This is a genomic window from Tenacibaculum geojense (assembly GCF_042676005.1).
Classification (GTDB): Bacteria; Bacteroidota; Bacteroidia; order Flavobacteriales; family Flavobacteriaceae; genus Polaribacter; species Polaribacter geojense.
On the sequence record NZ_JBHTJR010000044.1, the window covers coordinates 19071 to 36845 of the forward strand.

General features: G+C 31.0%; 17 protein-coding genes and 1 pseudogene. 11 read left to right on the forward strand and 7 right to left on the reverse strand.

Annotated features, from left to right (window positions below; translation table 11 throughout):
• Positions 1 to 144 precede the first annotated feature (144 nt).
• On the forward strand, positions 145 to 1311 hold the full coding sequence (locus ACFQ1U_RS07350) for a histidine decarboxylase (RefSeq protein ID WP_386106867.1): 1167 nt from the start codon (positions 145 to 147) through the stop codon (positions 1309 to 1311).
• A gap of 70 nt (positions 1312 to 1381) precedes the next feature.
• Here ACFQ1U_RS07350 and ACFQ1U_RS07355 read toward each other — a convergent pair whose 3' ends face one another.
• The 4 genes from ACFQ1U_RS07355 to ACFQ1U_RS07370 all read right to left on the reverse strand — a co-directional run bounded on the left by ACFQ1U_RS07355 (position 1382) and on the right by ACFQ1U_RS07370 (position 5007).
• Complete coding sequence (locus ACFQ1U_RS07355; RefSeq protein WP_386106869.1) at positions 1382 to 2473, reverse strand: methyltransferase; 1092 nt, start codon at positions 2471 to 2473, stop codon at positions 1382 to 1384.
• A gap of 150 nt (positions 2474 to 2623) precedes the next feature.
• Entirely contained in the window at positions 2624 to 3112 is a 489-nt protein-coding gene (locus tag ACFQ1U_RS07360; protein ID WP_386106871.1) for an SHOCT domain-containing protein, read from the reverse strand.
• An 18-nt stretch (positions 3113 to 3130) separates the two neighbouring features.
• A complete protein-coding gene (locus ACFQ1U_RS07365) occupies positions 3131 to 4666 on the reverse strand; it encodes an FMN-binding glutamate synthase family protein (protein WP_386106873.1) in 1536 nt (511 codons plus the stop codon).
• An 89-nt stretch (positions 4667 to 4755) separates the two neighbouring features.
• On the reverse strand, positions 4756 to 5007 hold the full coding sequence (locus ACFQ1U_RS07370; RefSeq protein ID WP_386106875.1) for a type B 50S ribosomal protein L31: 252 nt from the start codon (positions 5005 to 5007) through the stop codon (positions 4756 to 4758).
• Positions 5008 to 5194: 187 nt separating this feature from the next.
• On the opposite strand from ACFQ1U_RS07370, the gene ACFQ1U_RS07375 reads away from it, so the two are divergent.
• Positions 5195 to 6238: a glutaminyl-peptide cyclotransferase gene (locus ACFQ1U_RS07375; protein ID WP_386106877.1), complete on the forward strand. Its 1044-nt coding sequence runs from the start codon at positions 5195 to 5197 to the stop codon at positions 6236 to 6238.
• Between the two features lie 2 nt (positions 6239 to 6240).
• On the forward strand, positions 6241 to 7743 hold the full coding sequence (locus ACFQ1U_RS07380) for a hypothetical protein (protein ID WP_386106879.1): 1503 nt from the start codon (positions 6241 to 6243) through the stop codon (positions 7741 to 7743).
• Positions 7744 to 7747: 4 nt separating this feature from the next.
• On the opposite strand, the gene ACFQ1U_RS07385 is transcribed toward ACFQ1U_RS07380, so the two are convergent.
• Both ACFQ1U_RS07385 and ACFQ1U_RS07390 read right to left on the reverse strand, forming a co-directional pair.
• Positions 7748 to 8758, reverse strand: a complete 1011-nt coding sequence (locus ACFQ1U_RS07385; RefSeq protein ID WP_386106881.1) for a hypothetical protein — start codon at positions 8756 to 8758, stop codon at positions 7748 to 7750.
• Between the two features lie 73 nt (positions 8759 to 8831).
• On the reverse strand, positions 8832 to 10112 hold the full coding sequence (locus ACFQ1U_RS07390) for a metal-dependent hydrolase family protein (protein WP_386106883.1): 1281 nt from the start codon (positions 10110 to 10112) through the stop codon (positions 8832 to 8834).
• A 109-nt stretch (positions 10113 to 10221) separates the two neighbouring features.
• On the opposite strand from ACFQ1U_RS07390, the gene ACFQ1U_RS07395 reads away from it, so the two are divergent.
• The 6 genes and pseudogenes from ACFQ1U_RS07395 (at position 10222) to ACFQ1U_RS07420 (ending at position 14708) form a co-directional block, all read left to right on the forward strand.
• Entirely contained in the window at positions 10222 to 11193 is a 972-nt protein-coding gene (locus tag ACFQ1U_RS07395; RefSeq protein WP_386106885.1) for a YjgN family protein, read from the forward strand.
• On the forward strand, positions 11193 to 12326 hold the full coding sequence (locus tag ACFQ1U_RS07400; RefSeq protein ID WP_386106887.1) for a M48 family metallopeptidase: 1134 nt from the start codon (positions 11193 to 11195) through the stop codon (positions 12324 to 12326). Before ACFQ1U_RS07395 ends, ACFQ1U_RS07400 begins: the two co-directional genes overlap by 1 nt.
• Positions 12319 to 13002 (forward strand): SDR family NAD(P)-dependent oxidoreductase, encoded by a 684-nt coding sequence (locus tag ACFQ1U_RS07405; protein ID WP_386106889.1) that lies wholly within the window; start codon positions 12319 to 12321, stop codon positions 13000 to 13002. The genes ACFQ1U_RS07400 and ACFQ1U_RS07405 overlap by 8 nt, the downstream gene beginning before the upstream one ends.
• A gap of 159 nt (positions 13003 to 13161) precedes the next feature.
• A pseudogene (locus ACFQ1U_RS07410) lies at positions 13162 to 13239 on the forward strand (sprT domain-containing protein); the annotation flags it as partial.
• A 60-nt stretch (positions 13240 to 13299) separates the two neighbouring features.
• The gene (locus tag ACFQ1U_RS07415; protein ID WP_386106891.1) at positions 13300 to 13605 is read left to right on the forward strand and encodes a hypothetical protein; all 306 of its coding nucleotides are present in this window, start codon (positions 13300 to 13302) and stop codon (positions 13603 to 13605) included.
• 23 nt (positions 13606 to 13628) lie between these two features.
• Complete coding sequence (locus ACFQ1U_RS07420) at positions 13629 to 14708, forward strand: mannose-1-phosphate guanylyltransferase (RefSeq protein WP_386106893.1); 1080 nt, start codon at positions 13629 to 13631, stop codon at positions 14706 to 14708.
• Between the two features lie 35 nt (positions 14709 to 14743).
• Here the strand turns inward: ACFQ1U_RS07420 and lpxK are convergent, their stop codons facing one another.
• Positions 14744 to 15772, reverse strand: coding sequence for a tetraacyldisaccharide 4'-kinase (lpxK, locus tag ACFQ1U_RS07425; protein WP_386106895.1), 1029 nt, complete (start codon positions 15770 to 15772; stop codon positions 14744 to 14746).
• A 52-nt stretch (positions 15773 to 15824) separates the two neighbouring features.
• Between lpxK and ACFQ1U_RS07430 the strand changes: the two genes are divergently transcribed.
• A complete protein-coding gene (locus ACFQ1U_RS07430; RefSeq protein ID WP_386106897.1) occupies positions 15825 to 16919 on the forward strand; it encodes a Nif3-like dinuclear metal center hexameric protein in 1095 nt (364 codons plus the stop codon).
• A 3-nt stretch (positions 16920 to 16922) separates the two neighbouring features.
• Entirely contained in the window at positions 16923 to 17693 is a 771-nt protein-coding gene (locus tag ACFQ1U_RS07435) for a zinc ribbon domain-containing protein (protein ID WP_386106899.1), read from the forward strand.
• The last annotated feature ends 82 nt before the right edge of the window (positions 17694 to 17775 follow it).

The window sequence follows — 17775 nt, forward strand, 5'->3', positions numbered from 1 at the left end:
CATCAAAACCATCAAAAACAAAAGCTTATTAAATTATTTTTCTATTAATATTTATATCAATAGAAAAATAATCTATTTTAGACATAAAAATCAGTTTATTAAAAAACCTCCACTTACATTTGCCGCCAAAATACACTATTGGCAATGCAAACACCTAACTTAAATTCAGCAGATAAAAAACAGTTAGACAACTTATTTGAGGCTTTACAAACAGCTCGAAATACGTTTTTAGGATACCCAGTATCTAAAGACTTTGATTATAGTGAGCTAAATGCGTTTTTTCAGTTTCCTGTTAATAATTTAGGAGATCCGTTTGAGCAAGGTACTTACCGCGTGCAAACGCATGAAATGGAACGTGAGGTAATTGCCTTTTTTGCAAAGTTGTTTAGAGCCAACCCAAAAGATTTTTGGGGATATGTAACCAATGGAGGATCGGAAAGTAATTTGTACGGTTTATACCTAGCGCGTGAATTGTACCCAAAAGCCATGGTGTATTATTCAGAGTCTACTCACTACAGCGTGCGTAAAAATTTACATTTGTTAAACGTACCTAGTATTGTTATCAAGTCGCAACCTAATGGTGAAATGGATTACGAAGATTTTGAAAATACGGTGCGTATGAATCGTCATAAACCCGTAATTGTTTTATCTACCTTTGGTACTACCATGAAAGAAGCCAAAGATGATGTGGCAAAAATTAAGGGTATTTTACGCAATTTGGCTATTCAAGATCATTATATTCATTGCGATGCTGCGTTAGCAGGAACTTTTGGTCCGTTTATGGAACCACGTTTACCGTTCGATTTTATGGATGGTGCCGATAGTATTTCTATTAGCGGACATAAATTTATTGGTTCTCCTATTCCAACCGGCGTATTGATTGCAAAACGTTCGAATCGCGATCGAATTGCAAAAGGTATTTCGTATATCGGTTCGTTTGATACTACCATTACAGGTTCACGTAACGGACATTCGCCTTTATTTTTATGGTACGCTTTAAAACGTTTAGGTATTGAAGGTTTAAAAGCCCGCTACCAACATAGTTTGGCTATTGCTGAATATTGTGAAGCGCAGTTAAAAGCGATTGGTATTGATGCGTGGAGAAACCCAAATGCCATTACTGTGGTTTTACCCAAAACATCTAAAGCAATTAAAGATAAATGGCAATTGGCTACCGAAGGCGACATTGCACACGTTATTTGTATGCCTAATGTTACCAAAGCTCAAATTGATGAGTTTATTTGTGACTTACAAAACTGTAGTGAACCAATAACAGATGATGAATTTGCGTATGATTTTTCGTTGAGTTAAATAGATTCCTGACTTACTAAAACGAATTAAGTACAAGACAAAGGAAGGACACATAAATACTTACTAAACTTTATTTAAAACACTCAATAACCTCAAACTTTTTATTGGAGTTGACTACACTTACTTTAGAAAAAAGTTTGTTTAAATGTGTACTGTAATTTAGGTGAGCATTGGCCACTAACATAAATCTACCACCTATTTTTAAGCATTGATGAACATCTTGAAATAAGGACAGTGTGACTTCAATGTTATTTTCATGTTCGAAATGAAATGGAGGGTTGCTCACAACCAAATCGAAGTTCTGATTGTGCAAACTCAAAAGGTTTTCTGCACAAAGAAAAGATGCTTTTTTGCCTTTTAGATTTATTTTGGAAGATTCAATAGCTAAGTTGAAATCGTCAACCAAAGTTACCTCAGCATTTGGATTTTGTTCAGTAACAAAATGAGCAATTACTCCGTTACCCGAAGCTAGATCTATTACTTTATTTTCATTGGGTTGAACTTGCAAATGCTCTAAAAAAAATTGCGTACCAATATCTATACTACCTGATGAAAACACTCCGTAATGTTGCACAAACTCTTTCCCGTTAAACTCAATAGTATTAACAAACGCTTCGCTCTTAATTTCTTGTTTTGGCTGTTTTAACACTAATAACCGTGCTTTTTTCCACGCTTTTGTTTGTGATACTTCATCAAAATATTTAGCTGCAATTTTTAACATAGATGCAGAAAAATACTTTGTCATAAATCCGCAAACAACTTTAGTTTTTGAAGTTGAAGCTTGATGAATTTGCTGCAAAAACAACTCAAATAGCTCTAATGACTTTGGCACTTTAATTAATGCTAACTCTACTGTACTTAAATCATCTAAAGCTGTTTTATAGCTTACATTAACCGATAAATTATTCAATGCTAAGTTCTGTTCAATAGCTTTTTGTTGACTAGCATGCGTACAAACAGTAATTATATTTTTATCAGCTAACGTACAGTTCCAAACTCCAAATCGGTCATTAAAAAGATGGATATTATTTGTAATTGAATCATCAACAAAATCCAATGCTAACAATTCCGCATTACTCCATGCGCGCAGAGAAGCATCTGATGTTTTAGGGTAACGTTCTAATTGATAGGTTTTGGATAAATATTGAAATTCGTTTTTCAAAAGATATAAGTTTGTGTTTCTACTACAAAACTACAATAATTGTATTGTTGATAGTAGGTATTGAACAATTAAGTGTTAAGCTAATTATGCGTGGTTTAAAACGAAATTTTAGAAATCATTAATTATAATTGTAATGACTAAAAAAGATAACTATCCGTTAAGTATTCGTTGTTTTTCTTTTTCAAATTCTTCTTGTGTTAAAACACCTGAAGCTTTTAACTCTCCTAACTTTTGTAGCTCATCTAACCTGCTACTATATGCTTGTTTAGTAACATTAATATGGGTTGTATCTGAAGTTTTAGTTGATTTCATTTTTTGCATTATCAACTCATAAACTGCATGAACTTTAGCAGACTTCTTTTTAAAAAATGTAGATTCTACTGTTATTGTATTTACTTTTTTATCTTCAGTTGAATTGGCTTCTGAATAAGGCATATAAATAGTAAAGTAACCGTTCCCCATTATGCCAGGCTTTCTGTAATCTATCCTTGAAATGTCGCTAAAATAGTAGTATTTCAACCTGTCTTTGTGTTTAAATCCAGATAAGAAACCACTTACATTATTTCTATCAATTACTAAATGATCATGAAACACTAGTAAATTACCATCTAACCCAACAACTTTTGCTAGTTCATTCATATAATTTTTAATGCCTTTTTAATTCACCGGAACTTGAGAAGTTTCTTGAAAATAAATTTTATCTAATGAAGTAATATCTCCTGCTTTATTTCTTCTAAAAACATGTTTAGCTTCAATATCATTAATTGAGTTCTTTCCCATGGCTGAAACCATTTCTTTTAATGCTGCAATGGTTTTATCATGATAATTTTTAACACGAACATTTTTATATTCTACCACTAAGGCTTCTACTAAATCTTCATCTTGGGTAGCAACTCCAACCGGACAAGTATCTAAATTACACTCGCGTGCTTGAATACAGCCTAAACTTAACATAAAACTTCTAGCCATTCCCATTGCATCTGCTCCCATTGCTTTTAACTTTACTAAATCAAAAGCATCAATAGCCTTACCACTAGCTATAATTTTTATTTGATTTTTTAAATTATATTTTATTAGTGTTTTTGTTACAAATGCTAAGCCTTCCAATAATGGAGTTCCCATATAGTTTGAGAACTCTAAAGGAGCAGATCCTGTACCTCCTTCTCCACCATCTACAGCTATAAAATCTGGATAATTATTGTGAGCTGCAAACGTTTTTATCATTTCCTCAATTTCATCAGTATCACCAACACAAAACTTAATTCCTACAGGTTTACCTTCACTTAACTCACGAACCTTTTGTATAAAATCAATCATTTCTTCAAAATTTGAAAAAGCATCGTGACTTGGAGGTGAATCTACTCGAGTAAAAGGCTCTACGGATCTAATTTTAGCTATTTCTTCTGTATTTTTTTTGGCTGGTAAAATACCACCATGACCAGGTTTTGCTCCTTGTGATAATTTAATTTCTATCATTTTAACTTCAGGACGAATAGCATTCTCTTTAAAAATAGCATCATCAAAAACACGTTTTCCATTTTCGGTTCTTCCTGCTCCAAAATATCCAGTTCCTACCTGAAAAATTAAATCTCCTCCTTGTAAATGATATGGTGAAATTCCGCCCTCTCCTGTATTATGAGCAAATCCGCCCATTTTAGCTCCTTGATTTAATGCCATAATTGCATTTTTGCTTAGTGAACCAAATGACATTGCAGAAATATTTATAATAGACCCCTTATATTTTTGTGTACATTTATCTGATCCAAAAACAACTTTATCCCCAGTTACTTTATGATGATCTGTAGGAAATAAGGAGTGTTTAACAAATTCATATCCTTTTTCGTATACATTGTGTTGCGTCCCAAATGGTATTGTTTCTATTTCTTTTTTAGAACGTTGATAAACAATACTTCTTTTTTCTCTATTAATAGGCGTTCCATCTAAATCAGATTCTATAAAATATTGCTTTATTTTATCGCGCTCTTCTTCAAAAACCCAACGTAGTCTTGCTACAATAGGAAAAGCTCGCATTAACGAATGTTTTTTTTGAATAAAAGCATCATAAATAGCTAATAATGTTAATGCAGATGCTATGGTTAATAAAATCACGTTCCCCATATCTGGAATAAAATACACCAATACTCCACATAACAAGTTTGCTATAATACATACTGCAAGTATAGAATCTCTCATCTTTTAAATTTTAAGGTAAAAATACAGATTTATAAACAAAAAAAGCTCTAACAAATGTTAGAGCTTTTAAGTATATGTTGTTGCAAAAATTACTTTTTGAATTTTGCGTATTTGTTTTTGAACTTGTCAATACGTCCTGCAGTATCTACTAACTTAGACTTACCAGTATAGAAAGGGTGAGACGTTCTAGAAATTTCTAATTTAATTAATGGATACTCTACTCCTTCAACTTCGATAGTATCTTTTGTGTTAGCTGTAGAACGAGTAATGAATACATCATCGTTAGACATATCTTTAAACGCTACTAATCTATAATTTTCTGGGTGTATACCTTTTTTCATTTTTTATTCTTTTTAATCATTTGTTTGAAATTGCCAAAAGTGGTAAATTTTTAACGCATTCAAAAAAATCAAAATACCTGCAATGGCTATTTGAGGGTGCAAATTTAACCCTTTTTTTTAATTTGCAAACAAATAAATTGCTTTATTTGTATTATAAATGCTAAAATTTGATAACACTACTTTAAATATGAAATTTTTAAACTACTCTTTTTTAATTTTCACATCATATGCTTTACTAACTTCTTGTGGTAATGTTGGTTATAAATTTAAACTTAACTCTTCTAAAAAAGTAACACTAGGACAAAAAACTACAGTTAGTTTAGAACAATTAAGTGGTGAAAAACCTGATAGCATTCAACTTTATGTAAATGGTAAAAAGTTAGAAAATAACAATAACACTGCCGAAATAAATACAAATGAAATTGGTGTTGGTAAACACCTAGTAACTGCTTTGGCTTTTATACCTGGTAAAGTAAAAAAAGTAAATACGTCAATTGAGATATTAGCAAACAAAACTCCAGAAGTTTATAATTATAAAGTAGTTAATACTTATCCGCATGACAACAATGCTTACACACAAGGTTTAGAGTTTTACAATGGCTATTTATATGAAACTACGGGTAGAAGAGGACAATCATCTTTACGTAAGGTTGATATCAAAACAGGAAAGGTACTCCAACAAGAGAATTTAAAGGACACCTATTTTGGAGAAGGAATGACCATATTTAACAATCAAATAATTTGGTTAACATGGCAAGCGCGTAAAGGATTTGTTTATGATTTAGAAACTTTTAAACAACTTAAAGAGTTTTCTTACAATAATAGTAATGAAGGTTGGGGATTAACACATTCTGATAACGAATTAATAAAATCTGACGGAACGAATAAAATATGGTTTTTAGATCCAATTACACAAGCTGAAAAAAGAAGTATTCAGGCCTACACAAACAAATACACAGTTGATAATTTAAATGAACTAGAATTTATTAACGGATTAATTTATGCAAATAAATGGCAACAAAACTCAATAGTGATGATTAATCCAAAAACGGGGGTTGTTGAAGGGGTTGCTGATTTAAACGGGCTACGAGATATTGTTTCAAAAGATCAAAAATTAGACCCATCAGACGATGTATTAAACGGAATTGCATATGATGCCGTTAACAACCGTTTATTTGTAACAGGAAAACATTGGGGAAAACTTTTTGAAATTGAACTTACAAAAAAATAAGTATGCGTAATTTTCTATTCGTTTTTGGAGGTTTAGTCGTTCTAATTATTAGTTCTTGTAGAAAAGACTTTAGTACCATTCCTAGTTTTGGAAACCTAACCTTTTCTAAAGACACTATTTTTTTAGATACCGTTTTCACTACTATTGGTTCAGCTACTTATAATTTAAGAGTATACAATAAAAGTGATAAGGCAATTACAATTCCAGAAATTAAATTAGAAAATGGCGTGAACTCATATTATCGTTTAAATGTAGATGGTGTTGCTGGTAAAAACTTTGAAGATATTGACATATTAGCCAATGATAGTTTATATGTTTTTATAGAAACTACCATTGATTTTTCTAACGTGTCAAACCCTTTATATACAGATCGTATTTTATTTGACAACGGAAACAACCAACAAGATGTTGATTTAGTTACTTTGGTACAAGACGCTACTTTTATTTATCCTGATAGAAATCCTGTAAGCATGGTCATCGACAGTTTAACATTAGACGGTCAACCAACTTCTATTAAAGGACGTTTTTTAGAAGACAGTGAGCTTACGTTTACCAATGAAAGACCTTATGTTATTTATGGGTATGCCGCTATTGCTAGTGGTAAAACAGTTACTTTTGAAGCTGGTGCGGAGATTTATTTTCATGCAAACTCTGGATTAATTGTAGATGAAGGTGCTACCATGGTTACTAACGGAACTTTAACAGAAAAAGTTACGTTTCAAGGAGATCGATTAGAAGCTGCTTTTGATAACATTGCTGGACAATGGGGAACTATTTGGCTTCGTGCAGGAAGTACTGCCAACAATTTTAATCATACAATTATTAAAAATGGCACTATAGGTATTTTAGTTGATAGTTTAGGAACTAACAATAACCCAACACTTTTTACCGCCAATACTGAAATATACAATCAGTCTAGTTTTGGAATTTTAGGTAGAGAAGCTGAAATAACTGCTGAAAATCTTGTTATTGGAAATGCTGGTCAATCTTCTTTGGCAGCAACTGTTGGTGGTAATTACAATTTTACACATTGTACATTTTCAAATTACTGGAACAATAGTTTTAGAAGCTTACCTACTGTTTTAGTAAATAATTTCTTTACAAAACAGGAAAACGGGCAAAACATTATTGAAACAAGACCTTTAATTGCAGCAAACTTTAGCAATTGTATAGTTTACGGTAATAACAATATAGAATTTGTTTTAGATAAAGTTGATGGTAATGAATTTAATTATAATGTAAACAATAGTATAATACGTTTTGAAGATCCAACAGGAATTTTTGCAGATAATTCTGATTTAGATTTTAATAATCCTAACTATCAAAATGTAATCATAAATGGAAATCCTGACTTCAGAAATCCGTTTGATGAAGACCTTATAATTGGTGAGAATAGCACTGCAATTAATGCCGCTGCACCAACAGCTGTTAGTCAAGATATTTTAGGGATTGATAGAACTTCATCTCCAGATATTGGTGCATACCAACATATAATTTTTAATTAATATACTACGCCAACACTTTTAGTAGTTGAGTTTGAAAGGCTTCTTTTTCATCAATAAAAATTGCTAAATACTTAGCTTTTCGCTTAAAACCATAAAAACTATTAAAAACAATCGATTCATTTAAGCAAATAACCATATTATGACCTGTAGCACTTCCTAAAGGGGAAAAATATTTAATAGGTGATTTTTCAGGAATATCTTTAGATGTTATTACTACCTTTTTTAGGTTTTTAAAAGAAATTGTAGCTTCAGATAAAATTCCAAACCTTAATACTAATTCTTCTTTGTCTTTATTAATAACAACAGGTCTTTTAGCTGTTGACCTCATCATTGCAATAATTTGTAACGCTGAATAACCACTAAGAATTGCTAAAACAACAGAGCCGCTTTGAATTCCTTGTTGTATCATTGCGTGTGTTACAAATGCCTCTACCATAACTATTACTAAAAAACCTAAAAATACGCTGGTTGAAGTGCTATTTTTATGATATGAAAACTCATTACTAAGTAATCTCTTTTTTTTCCAAGAAAATAACGCATAGTAAATCATTGCTATTTCAGCGGCTAATATGTTGCCAATGCCAAAAGGTAGTATCTTGTTACAAATAGGTTTAATTACATCAAAAAAATCAAAATTATTAGACTTGTATTCTTTATAACCCTTAACTACCTGCCTAACTTTTATAATAATATAAATTAACGCTGTTAATTCTATTAAAGGAATGGTAATAAGTTGTATGCTATTTAATATGTATTGATATTCTTTAGGAATTACTGATAAAGCTGTTATAAAACCAAGAAACAAAATCAATACTACTGATTGTTTTTGTTTCTTCTTTTTTCTGATTATAAGATAATGAACCAACGGAATAACTATCAATAAATCAATAATAACCAAAGGAGAAATAGCTGGAATAAAAAATGATGATTTTACAACTAAAACTAGTGATAAAATCATCATTAAAGGAATTATAAAAGCTACTTTTTCTTTTCTTAAGTTATATAGTTGATGCATAACTTATGTATTTAAAATTAGTATCAACTGTTGGTAGTTTAAAAAGATGATTTGTTACATACTTTAACAAAAATTATTGCTTGTAAACCACACCATTTTTCATGACAAAAACAACGTTTTCCATAGTTTTTATATTATTGGTTGGATCTTCATCAACTGCAATAATATCAGCAAAAAAACCTTGCTTAATTTGCCCAATCTCTTTATCCATCTTTAAAATTTTAGCATTTGTAATTGTTGCAGACTGAATTGTTTCTATTGGTGGCATTCCTGCCGCTACCATGTAACCAAATTCTTTTCCGTTATAACCATGAGCAAAAACTCCTGCATCTGTACCAAAGGCTATTTTTACTCCTTTTTTATATGCTTTCGCAAAAGTTCCTTGTATTTGTGGGCCAACCGCCAATGCTTTTGGTACAACAATGTCAGGATAATAACCTTTTACTTTCGCCTTCTCTTCTACTTCTTTTCCTGCAGTTAATGTTGGTACTAAATACACATCATTTTTAATCATTAAATCCATAGTTTTACTACTCATATAAGTACCATGTTCTATTGTTTTTACACCTCCTAACACGGCTCTTTGCATGCCTTCATCCCCGTGAGCATGAGCTGCTACATGCATTCCATAATCGGAAGCCATATCACAAATTGCTTTCACTTCTTCAATGGTAAACTGAGGATTATCACCACTTTTTGCAACACTTAAAACACCTCCCGTAGCTGTAATTTTAATACAATCAGCTCCATTTTTATAACGTTGTCTTACAGCTTTTTTTGCATCTTCTACACTGTTTACCACACCTTCTTTTGGTCCTGGGTTTCCTATCAGCTTTCTACTACTTCCATTAGTAGGATCTGCATGACCTCCTGTGGTAGCTAAGGCTTTACCGGCAGTAAATACTCTTGGGCCTGGTATTTTTCCTGCATCTATTGCTTTTCTAGTAGATATATTTACTCCTGTTCCTCCTAAATCTCTTACCGTTGTAAATCCATTTAATAGCGTGGTTTTAGCAAATCCTACGGCATTAAAAGCAATATCTGCTTCATTCAAAATATATCCGTTTAAACGTGTATGAGCATCAAATTCTTGCTCTATATGTACGTGCATATCAATTAGACCAGGCATTACTACTTTTGACCTTAAATTGATACTTTTTGCTGAAGCACTTCGAGGCATTACGTAACCACTTAATACATCTATTATTTTAGTACCCTCTACAACAATTGTTTGTTCTTTTTTAATTTCACCAGTTTGTGTATCTATCAATTTACCACAATGAATGTAGGTAGTTTGTGCAAGTAACATACTTGTAAACAGGGAACAAAAAAATCCAAGTAAATATTTAATCATAATAACATCTATTTTAAAGTTTTAAATATAACACAAAAACTATTGTTGAGGATTTATTGTAAAACAGAAAATAAAATTGCACATTTGAAAACTAATCAAAAAACAAACTATGGAAGTTATATCAGGACTTAACACTGAAAAAAAACGATTTAAATACTTTGGAAAAGGAAGTGAATTTGCACTTATTTATTTTAAAAACCTTTTATTAACTATTGTTACCCTTGGATTATACTATCCTTGGGCTAGAGTTGAAAAATTAAAATACCATTATCAATCTACAGATTTAGATAATACTCGTTTTGTTTTTCATGGCACAGGAAATGAAGTTTTTAAAGGTTTTATTAAGGTATATGTAATCTTTATTGCTTTGTACCTATTTCTTTTATACGGAATGCAAACTGGTAGTGGAACCATGGCTGCTATTTCTGTTGGTACATTTTACCTTTTTTTAATAGGGATTATACCATTTGCAATACATGGTGCTGCAAGATATAGATCTTCAAGAAGCTCTTGGAAAGGTATACATTTTAAATATTTAGGCGACAGAATGGAGCTTTTTTGGAAATGTGTAACTGGGTTTTTATTAACTATTGTAACCTTTGGAATTTATGGAGCTTGGTTTAGTGTTGATATTAGAAAATATATATTAAGCCACTTACGCTTTGGTAATTTATCGTTTGATTTTACAGGAAAAGGGGAAACTTTATTTTGGATTAACCTTAAAATGGTACTTTTAATGTATCCAACATTAGGTATTTACTCTTTCTGGTATTATAAAAACCTATATGCTTTTTATGCTAACAATACAGAAATAACTCAGAATGGTAAAAAAGTAAACTTTAGTTTTAATATGAAAGCTGGTGATATCTTTGAATTAGTAGTAGTAAACTTTTTAATTATTGCTTTTACTTTTGGTATTGGTACACCTTGGGTTGTTGTTAGAACCTTCCAATTCATATTTAGGTTTTTAGAAATTGAAGAAGGTTTAGATACTAACAATATTCAACAAGTTTCTTATGATAATTATGATGATGCTGCTGGAGAAGATATGTTAGACTTTTTAGATTTTGACTTCTTATAATGGAATTTAAAGCAAATTATTTCGACGGACAATCGTCAAAAACACATCAAGCAATCGTCACTCCCAATCCTTCGGGGTGGCGAATTGTTTTTAATAACACTACAGAAACTACCAAAGAGGTAATCTGGAAGATAGATACAATTCAAAAATCTGAAGTTTATACCCAAGGATTAATTGCCTTTACATACGGCAAAGAATTTCCTTTTCAAAAAATAGAAAGTACAGATCCAAACTTTATAGCGTTCATTTCTAAAAGTGATCATAAAAACTTAAATAATAAATTAGATACAACTTTACATAAATCTGTAAACAAATCAATAGCTATATTACTTGCTGTAATTGTTGGTTTTGCGTTAGGAATGTATTTTTATGTAATTCCAACCGTAGCTGTTAGCTTTGCTAAAAACCTAAACAAAGAACACGTAATTGATTTTGGTGATTATATTTTTAGAACAATTTCTTTAGATTTAGATATTGATGAGAAGCAATCAGAAAAATTACAAGATTTTGTAGACGCCATGCAAATTGATTGTGAATTTCCAATACAAGCCAAAGTAGCTAATAGTAGTCAACTAAATGCTTTTGCTGTATCTGGCGGAAAAATTGTAATCTTTTCATCCTTATTAGAAAAAATTCAAAATGAACATCAATTAGCAGCATTAATTGGGCATGAGGTTTCTCATGTACAAAACAGACATGTGTTAAAAAATGTAGCTCGTAACCTTTCAGGTGCTATCTTTGTATCAGTTCTTTTTGGTGATATAAATGGTGTAACAGCTATTATTGGTGAAAATGCTCATTTATTTTCACAATTATCTTACACTCGAAGTTTAGAAAAAGAAGCTGATATATTTGGTATTGAGATGATGCGTGCCAATAATTTAGATTTGAATGGAATGCCTCAACTTTTTCAAATACTTAAAGATGAATCAGATGTTGATATTCCTACTTATTTAAGTAATCATCCAATGTTAAAAGACCGAATAGTTTATACACAAGAAATAGCAGATCAACAATCTAATACCACAAATAATACTGTTTTAAAAGAAAAATGGAATAAGATTGCTGCTGGATTTACTAATACTATTGAAAACAACGATACAGACGATATAATAGATGTTACAGATGAGTAAAAATATTGTAATAACTGGAACAAGTAGAGGAATTGGATTTGAGCTTGCTCAATTATTCGCAAATGAAGGACATAACGTTTTAGCTTTATCAAGAAACACAGCACCATTAACTGCTGTTAATCATAAAAACATTAAAGTTTTAGCCACAGACCTTGGTAAAGAATCTGATATTGAAAAAGCGGTAAACTACATTTCATTAAACTGGAAAAATGTTGATATTTTAATTAATAATGCTGGAAAGTTAGTTAACAAACCTTTTGAAAATATTACACAACAAGATTTTATTGATGTGTATCAGGTTAATGTTTTTTCTGTAGCTAAAGTAACGCAATGTATGTTGCCTTTTATGAAGGCGGGTAGTCATGTGGTTACAATAAGTAGTATGGGCGGAATTCAAGGAAGTATGAAGTTTCCTGGTTTAGCAGCATACAGTTCTGCTAAAGGAGCCGTCATTACATTATCTGAATTACTTGCAGAAGAATACAAAGAACAACAAATAGCATTTAATGTACTTGCCTTAGGTGCTGTACAAACAGAAATGCTTGAAGAAGCTTTCCCTGGTTATGTGGCACCACTTTCTGCCAAAGAAATGGCAAGCTATATTTTTAATTTTTCACTAACTGGAAATCAATTTTACAACGGTAAAGTTTTACAAGTATCAAACTCAACTCCATAATTTAAGATTATTAAAAATATTTTACGCAAATACATTCCGGAACAAGCCATTACTCCTATTATTTATTTAATAGAAACTCATAAAATCAACATTAAAATTGTTCAAGAAAGACAAACTAAACATGGTGATTTTAGAACTTTTTTAGATGGGAGTACACAAATTACAGTAAATAATAACTTAAACAAGTTTCAATTTTTACTAACCTTAGTTCATGAAATTGCACATCATGTTACCTATAAAAAATTTGGAAGGGTTCAACCACACGGAAAAGAATGGAAAACCGTATTTCAGCATTTAATGTTGCCTTTCATTCGTCCGGAAATATATCCAGAACCTATTTTAAGTCTCTTAGCCATACATTTTAAAAATCCGAAAGCAAGTACAGATGCTGACGTAAAATTATCGTTAGCTTTAAAATGTGGTATGGCTAATTCAGGAAAGAGTTTTATATTTGATATACCTGAAGGAACTCTTTTTAAATATAAAAACACCATTTACAAAAGAGGAAAAAAGCGCAGAACTCGCTTTGAATGCTTAAATTTAAGCAATAACCGTGTATATCTTTTTAATCATAACGCAGAAGTTATACCCGCTCAAAAATAGAATAGGTAACAAAAATTTACATTATGACAAACAACAACTACTATGCAGTAATTATGGCTGGTGGTGTAGGATCTCGATTCTGGCCAGTGAGTACTCAAAAGTTTCCTAAACAGTTTCATGACATGCTTGGAACTGGTCAATCTTTAATTCAGAGAACTTTTGAAAGGATTAATGAATTAGTACCTACAAACAACATATTAATTGCTACTAATGCCAATTATGAAAAATTAGTATTACAACAATTACCGCAACTTAATAATAAACAGTTGTTGTTAGAACCTGCAATGAGAAATACAGCTCCTTGTATTTTATATGCTGCCTTAAAAATATACAATCAAAATCCGGATGCTGTTATGTTAGTGGCACCATCTGATCATTGGATTAAAGACGAAGGAGAATTTTTACGCAATATTCAAACCTCTTTTGAAGCATGTTCTAAAGATGATATTTTAATGACTTTAGGTATTCAACCAGATCACGCTAATACAGGATACGGTTATATTCAGTTTGAAAAAGAAAATACTGAAATAAAAAAGGTTAAGAACTTTACTGAAAAACCTGATTTAACTACTGCTGAATCATTTTTAGAAAGTGGAGATTATTTGTGGAATGCAGGAATTTTTGTTTGGTCTGCAAAAAATATTATAGAGGCTTTTAAACAATATTCTCCTGAAATGGTAAGTATTTTAAATGCTGAAACTTCTGTTTACAATACAGATGACGAGGTTAACTTTATCAATAATAATTATAAAAAGTGTGAAAATATTTCAATAGATTTTGCCATTATGGAGCGTGCTAACAACGTGCATGTACTCCCTGTTGATTTTGGTTGGAATGATTTAGGAACTTGGGGTTCTTTATATGGTAAACTTAAAAAAGATGAAGATGCAAATGCTGTAGTAGGTGCCAATGTAATATTTAGAGACGCTAAAGGAAATATGGTGAGAACCGATAGCGGTAAACGCGTTGTAATTCAAGGTTTAGAAGACTTTATTGTTGTTGAAAAAAAAGATGTGATAATGATTTGCCCTCGAAAAGATGACCAAGACATTAAGCAAATAATGGCAGAAGCCAAAGAGTCTTTTGGAAAAAAATATGTATAAACAAATCCGCTAACAAGCGGATTTTTTGTTTGATATTATTCTATATTTTCTACAAAGTTTACTATAGTTTCATTAAAAGCTGTCTCATTTTCTAAAAACACACTTTTTATGGCAATATAATGCAAGTTTAATACTTTGTCATGCAGCCTAACATAATCTTTTTCTGTGGTAAGCAACACAGTGTCTTCAGATTTACTTTTCAAAAGTTCTCTTTTTATTTTTAGAATATCTTGATTTGTAAAATGATGATGATCTGGAAATTTAATATGGGTAAAAACAATATTCTTTTCTTTTAAAAATGTAGTAAGCGGATTTGGATTAGCAATTCCTGTTACAAGAACTACTTTTTTATTTACTAAACTATCTAACATTAATGTAGAAGCTCCTTTTAACTCATCATCATAATCAATTCCCGAAAAAAATACTTGTTGATTTGCCTTTGGATTAATTTTTTTTAAAATTTTATCCTTCTCAGTACTTGATAAATTTAAAGGGCATTTAGTTATAATTATTACTTGTGCTCTTTTAGCTCCACTCCTCCACTCTCTTAAATTTCCTGTTGGTAATACAAAATCATCAACATACAAATCTTTATATTTAGTAAGTAAAATATATAACCCTGCTTTTACTTTTCTATGCTGAAAAGCATCATCTAACAAAATTACATTTAAAGATTGGCACAAACGTTGTAATTGGTTAATACCATGAGTTCTATTTGCATCTACAGCAACAGAAACTCCTTGAAACTTTTTAAAAAACTGCATCGGTTCATCTCCAACATCTTCAGTGGTGTGCTTGTTATTTAGCAGCTGAAAACCAGAAGTTTTACGCTTATACCCTCTGCTTAAAATTGCTAAATTATACGTGTCTTTTAACAATCTTACCAAATATTCTATTTGAGGAGTTTTACCTGTTCCGCCAACATTTAAATTTCCTACAGCAATAACTGGTATTGAAAAAGAGGTACTTTTTAACCAACCTTTATTAAATAAAAAGTTTCTGAAACTTGTTATAAACTGGTATAATAAACTAAATGGAAAAAGAAGAAAACGAATTAATTTCATTGTAACGAAAATACATTAAATATCTTAACTTTGGTATTGCAAAATTAGAACTATGCAAATAAAAGACATTACCAATTATATAGAAAAATTAGCACCGCTATCTTATGCCGAAGATTTTGATAATGTAGGACTTCTAGTTGGCGACTACCAAACTGAGGTTACTGGTGTATTAGTTACTTTAGATACGCTAGAAGAAACAGTTGAAGAGGCAATAGCTAATAACTGTAACTTAATTGTAAGTTTTCATCCTATTATTTTTGGTGGATTAAAAAAAATTAATGGTAACAATTACGTGGAAAGAGTTGTTTTAAAAGCCATTAAAAATGATATTGCAATTTATGCTACTCACACAGCATTAGACAACTCTAACAACGGAGTTTCTGCAAAAATGTGCGAAGTATTAGGGCTAGAAAACACTAAAGTTTTAATTCCAAAAAAAGGAATTATTAATAAACTTACTACTTATGTTCCACATAAAAATGCCGACGAATTAAGGAATTCACTTTTTAAAGCAGGAGCAGGTACTATTGGTAATTACAAAAACTGTTCTTTTAATTATGAAGGAAGAGGTAGTTTTGAAGCCACTGAAAAAGCAAATCCTACAATTGGTGAAAAAGGCAGCGTTCATTTTGAAGAAGAAACCTGTATATCTGTCACTTATGAAAGTTATTTGGAGGGTAAAATTTTAACAGCCTTATTCAAAAATCATCCCTATGAAGAAGTAGCGTATGAAGTAACTACTTTAAACAACTATCATCAACAAGTTGGAATGGGTATGATTGGAGAGTTAAAACAGCCTATGCAAGAAACTGATTTTCTTAACTATGTAAAAAAAACATTTAAAACAGGCTGTGTTAGACATTCTGAACTACTAAATAAACCTATTAAAAAAGTTGCAGTATTAGGAGGTTCTGGAAGTTTTGCAATTGGCAATGCTATAAAATCTGGAGCAGATGCTTATATTAGTGCAGATTTTAAATATCATGAATTTTACAAAGCGGAAAATAGTATACTTTTAGCTGATGTAGGACATTATGAGAGCGAACAGTTTACAAAAAACCTTTTGGTTGAATATCTTAACAAAAAATTTAGTACTTTTGCAATTATTTTAAGCGAAAAAATTACAAATCCAATACACTATATTTAAAAGATGGCAAAAAAAGAAGTAACGGTAGAAGAAAAATTAAGAGCGTTGTATGATTTACAATTAATTGACTCTAGAGTAGATGAAATTAGAAACGTTCGCGGTGAATTACCTTTAGAAGTTGAAGATTTAGAAGATGAAGTTGCCGGATTAAACACTAGACTATCTAACTTAGCTCAAGACGTTGCCAATTTAGAAACCGACATTAGTAATAAAAAGCAATCTATCACAGATTCTAAAGCTTTAATCACTAAATATGAAGAGCAACAAAAAAATGTTAGAAATAACAGAGAATTTGACTCTTTAAGCAAAGAAATTGAATATCAAGAATTAGAAATTCAATTAGCTGAAAAGCGTATCAAAGAATTTAAGGCTAAAATTGCTCAAAAAAACGAGGTAATTAAAGGTACTGAAGAAAAATTAAAGGCCTCTGAAGCTCATTTAGCGCACAAAAAGGGTGAATTAGACGCTATCTTAAAAGAAACAGAGAAAGAAGAAAAGTTGTTACAAGAAAAATCTGAAGAATTCTCTGCATCTATAGATAAACACTTATTACAGGCTTATAAAAGAATTAGAGCTAAAGTTAAAAATGGTTTAGCTGTAGTTTCTATTGAGCGTGGTGCTGCTGGTGGATCTTTCTTTACAATTCCTCCTCAAGTACAGTTAGAAATAGCTAACCGTAAGAAAATTACTATTGATGAGCATAGTGGTCGTATTTTAGTTGATGCTGCTTTAGCACAAGAAGAAAAAGAAAAAATAGATAGTTTATTCGCTTAATATTTTTTCATCATGAGTCGTCCTAAAATAGGTTGACAGTTTTAAAAAATATATTTAAACCAGAGAAGCTAGCTTCTCTGGT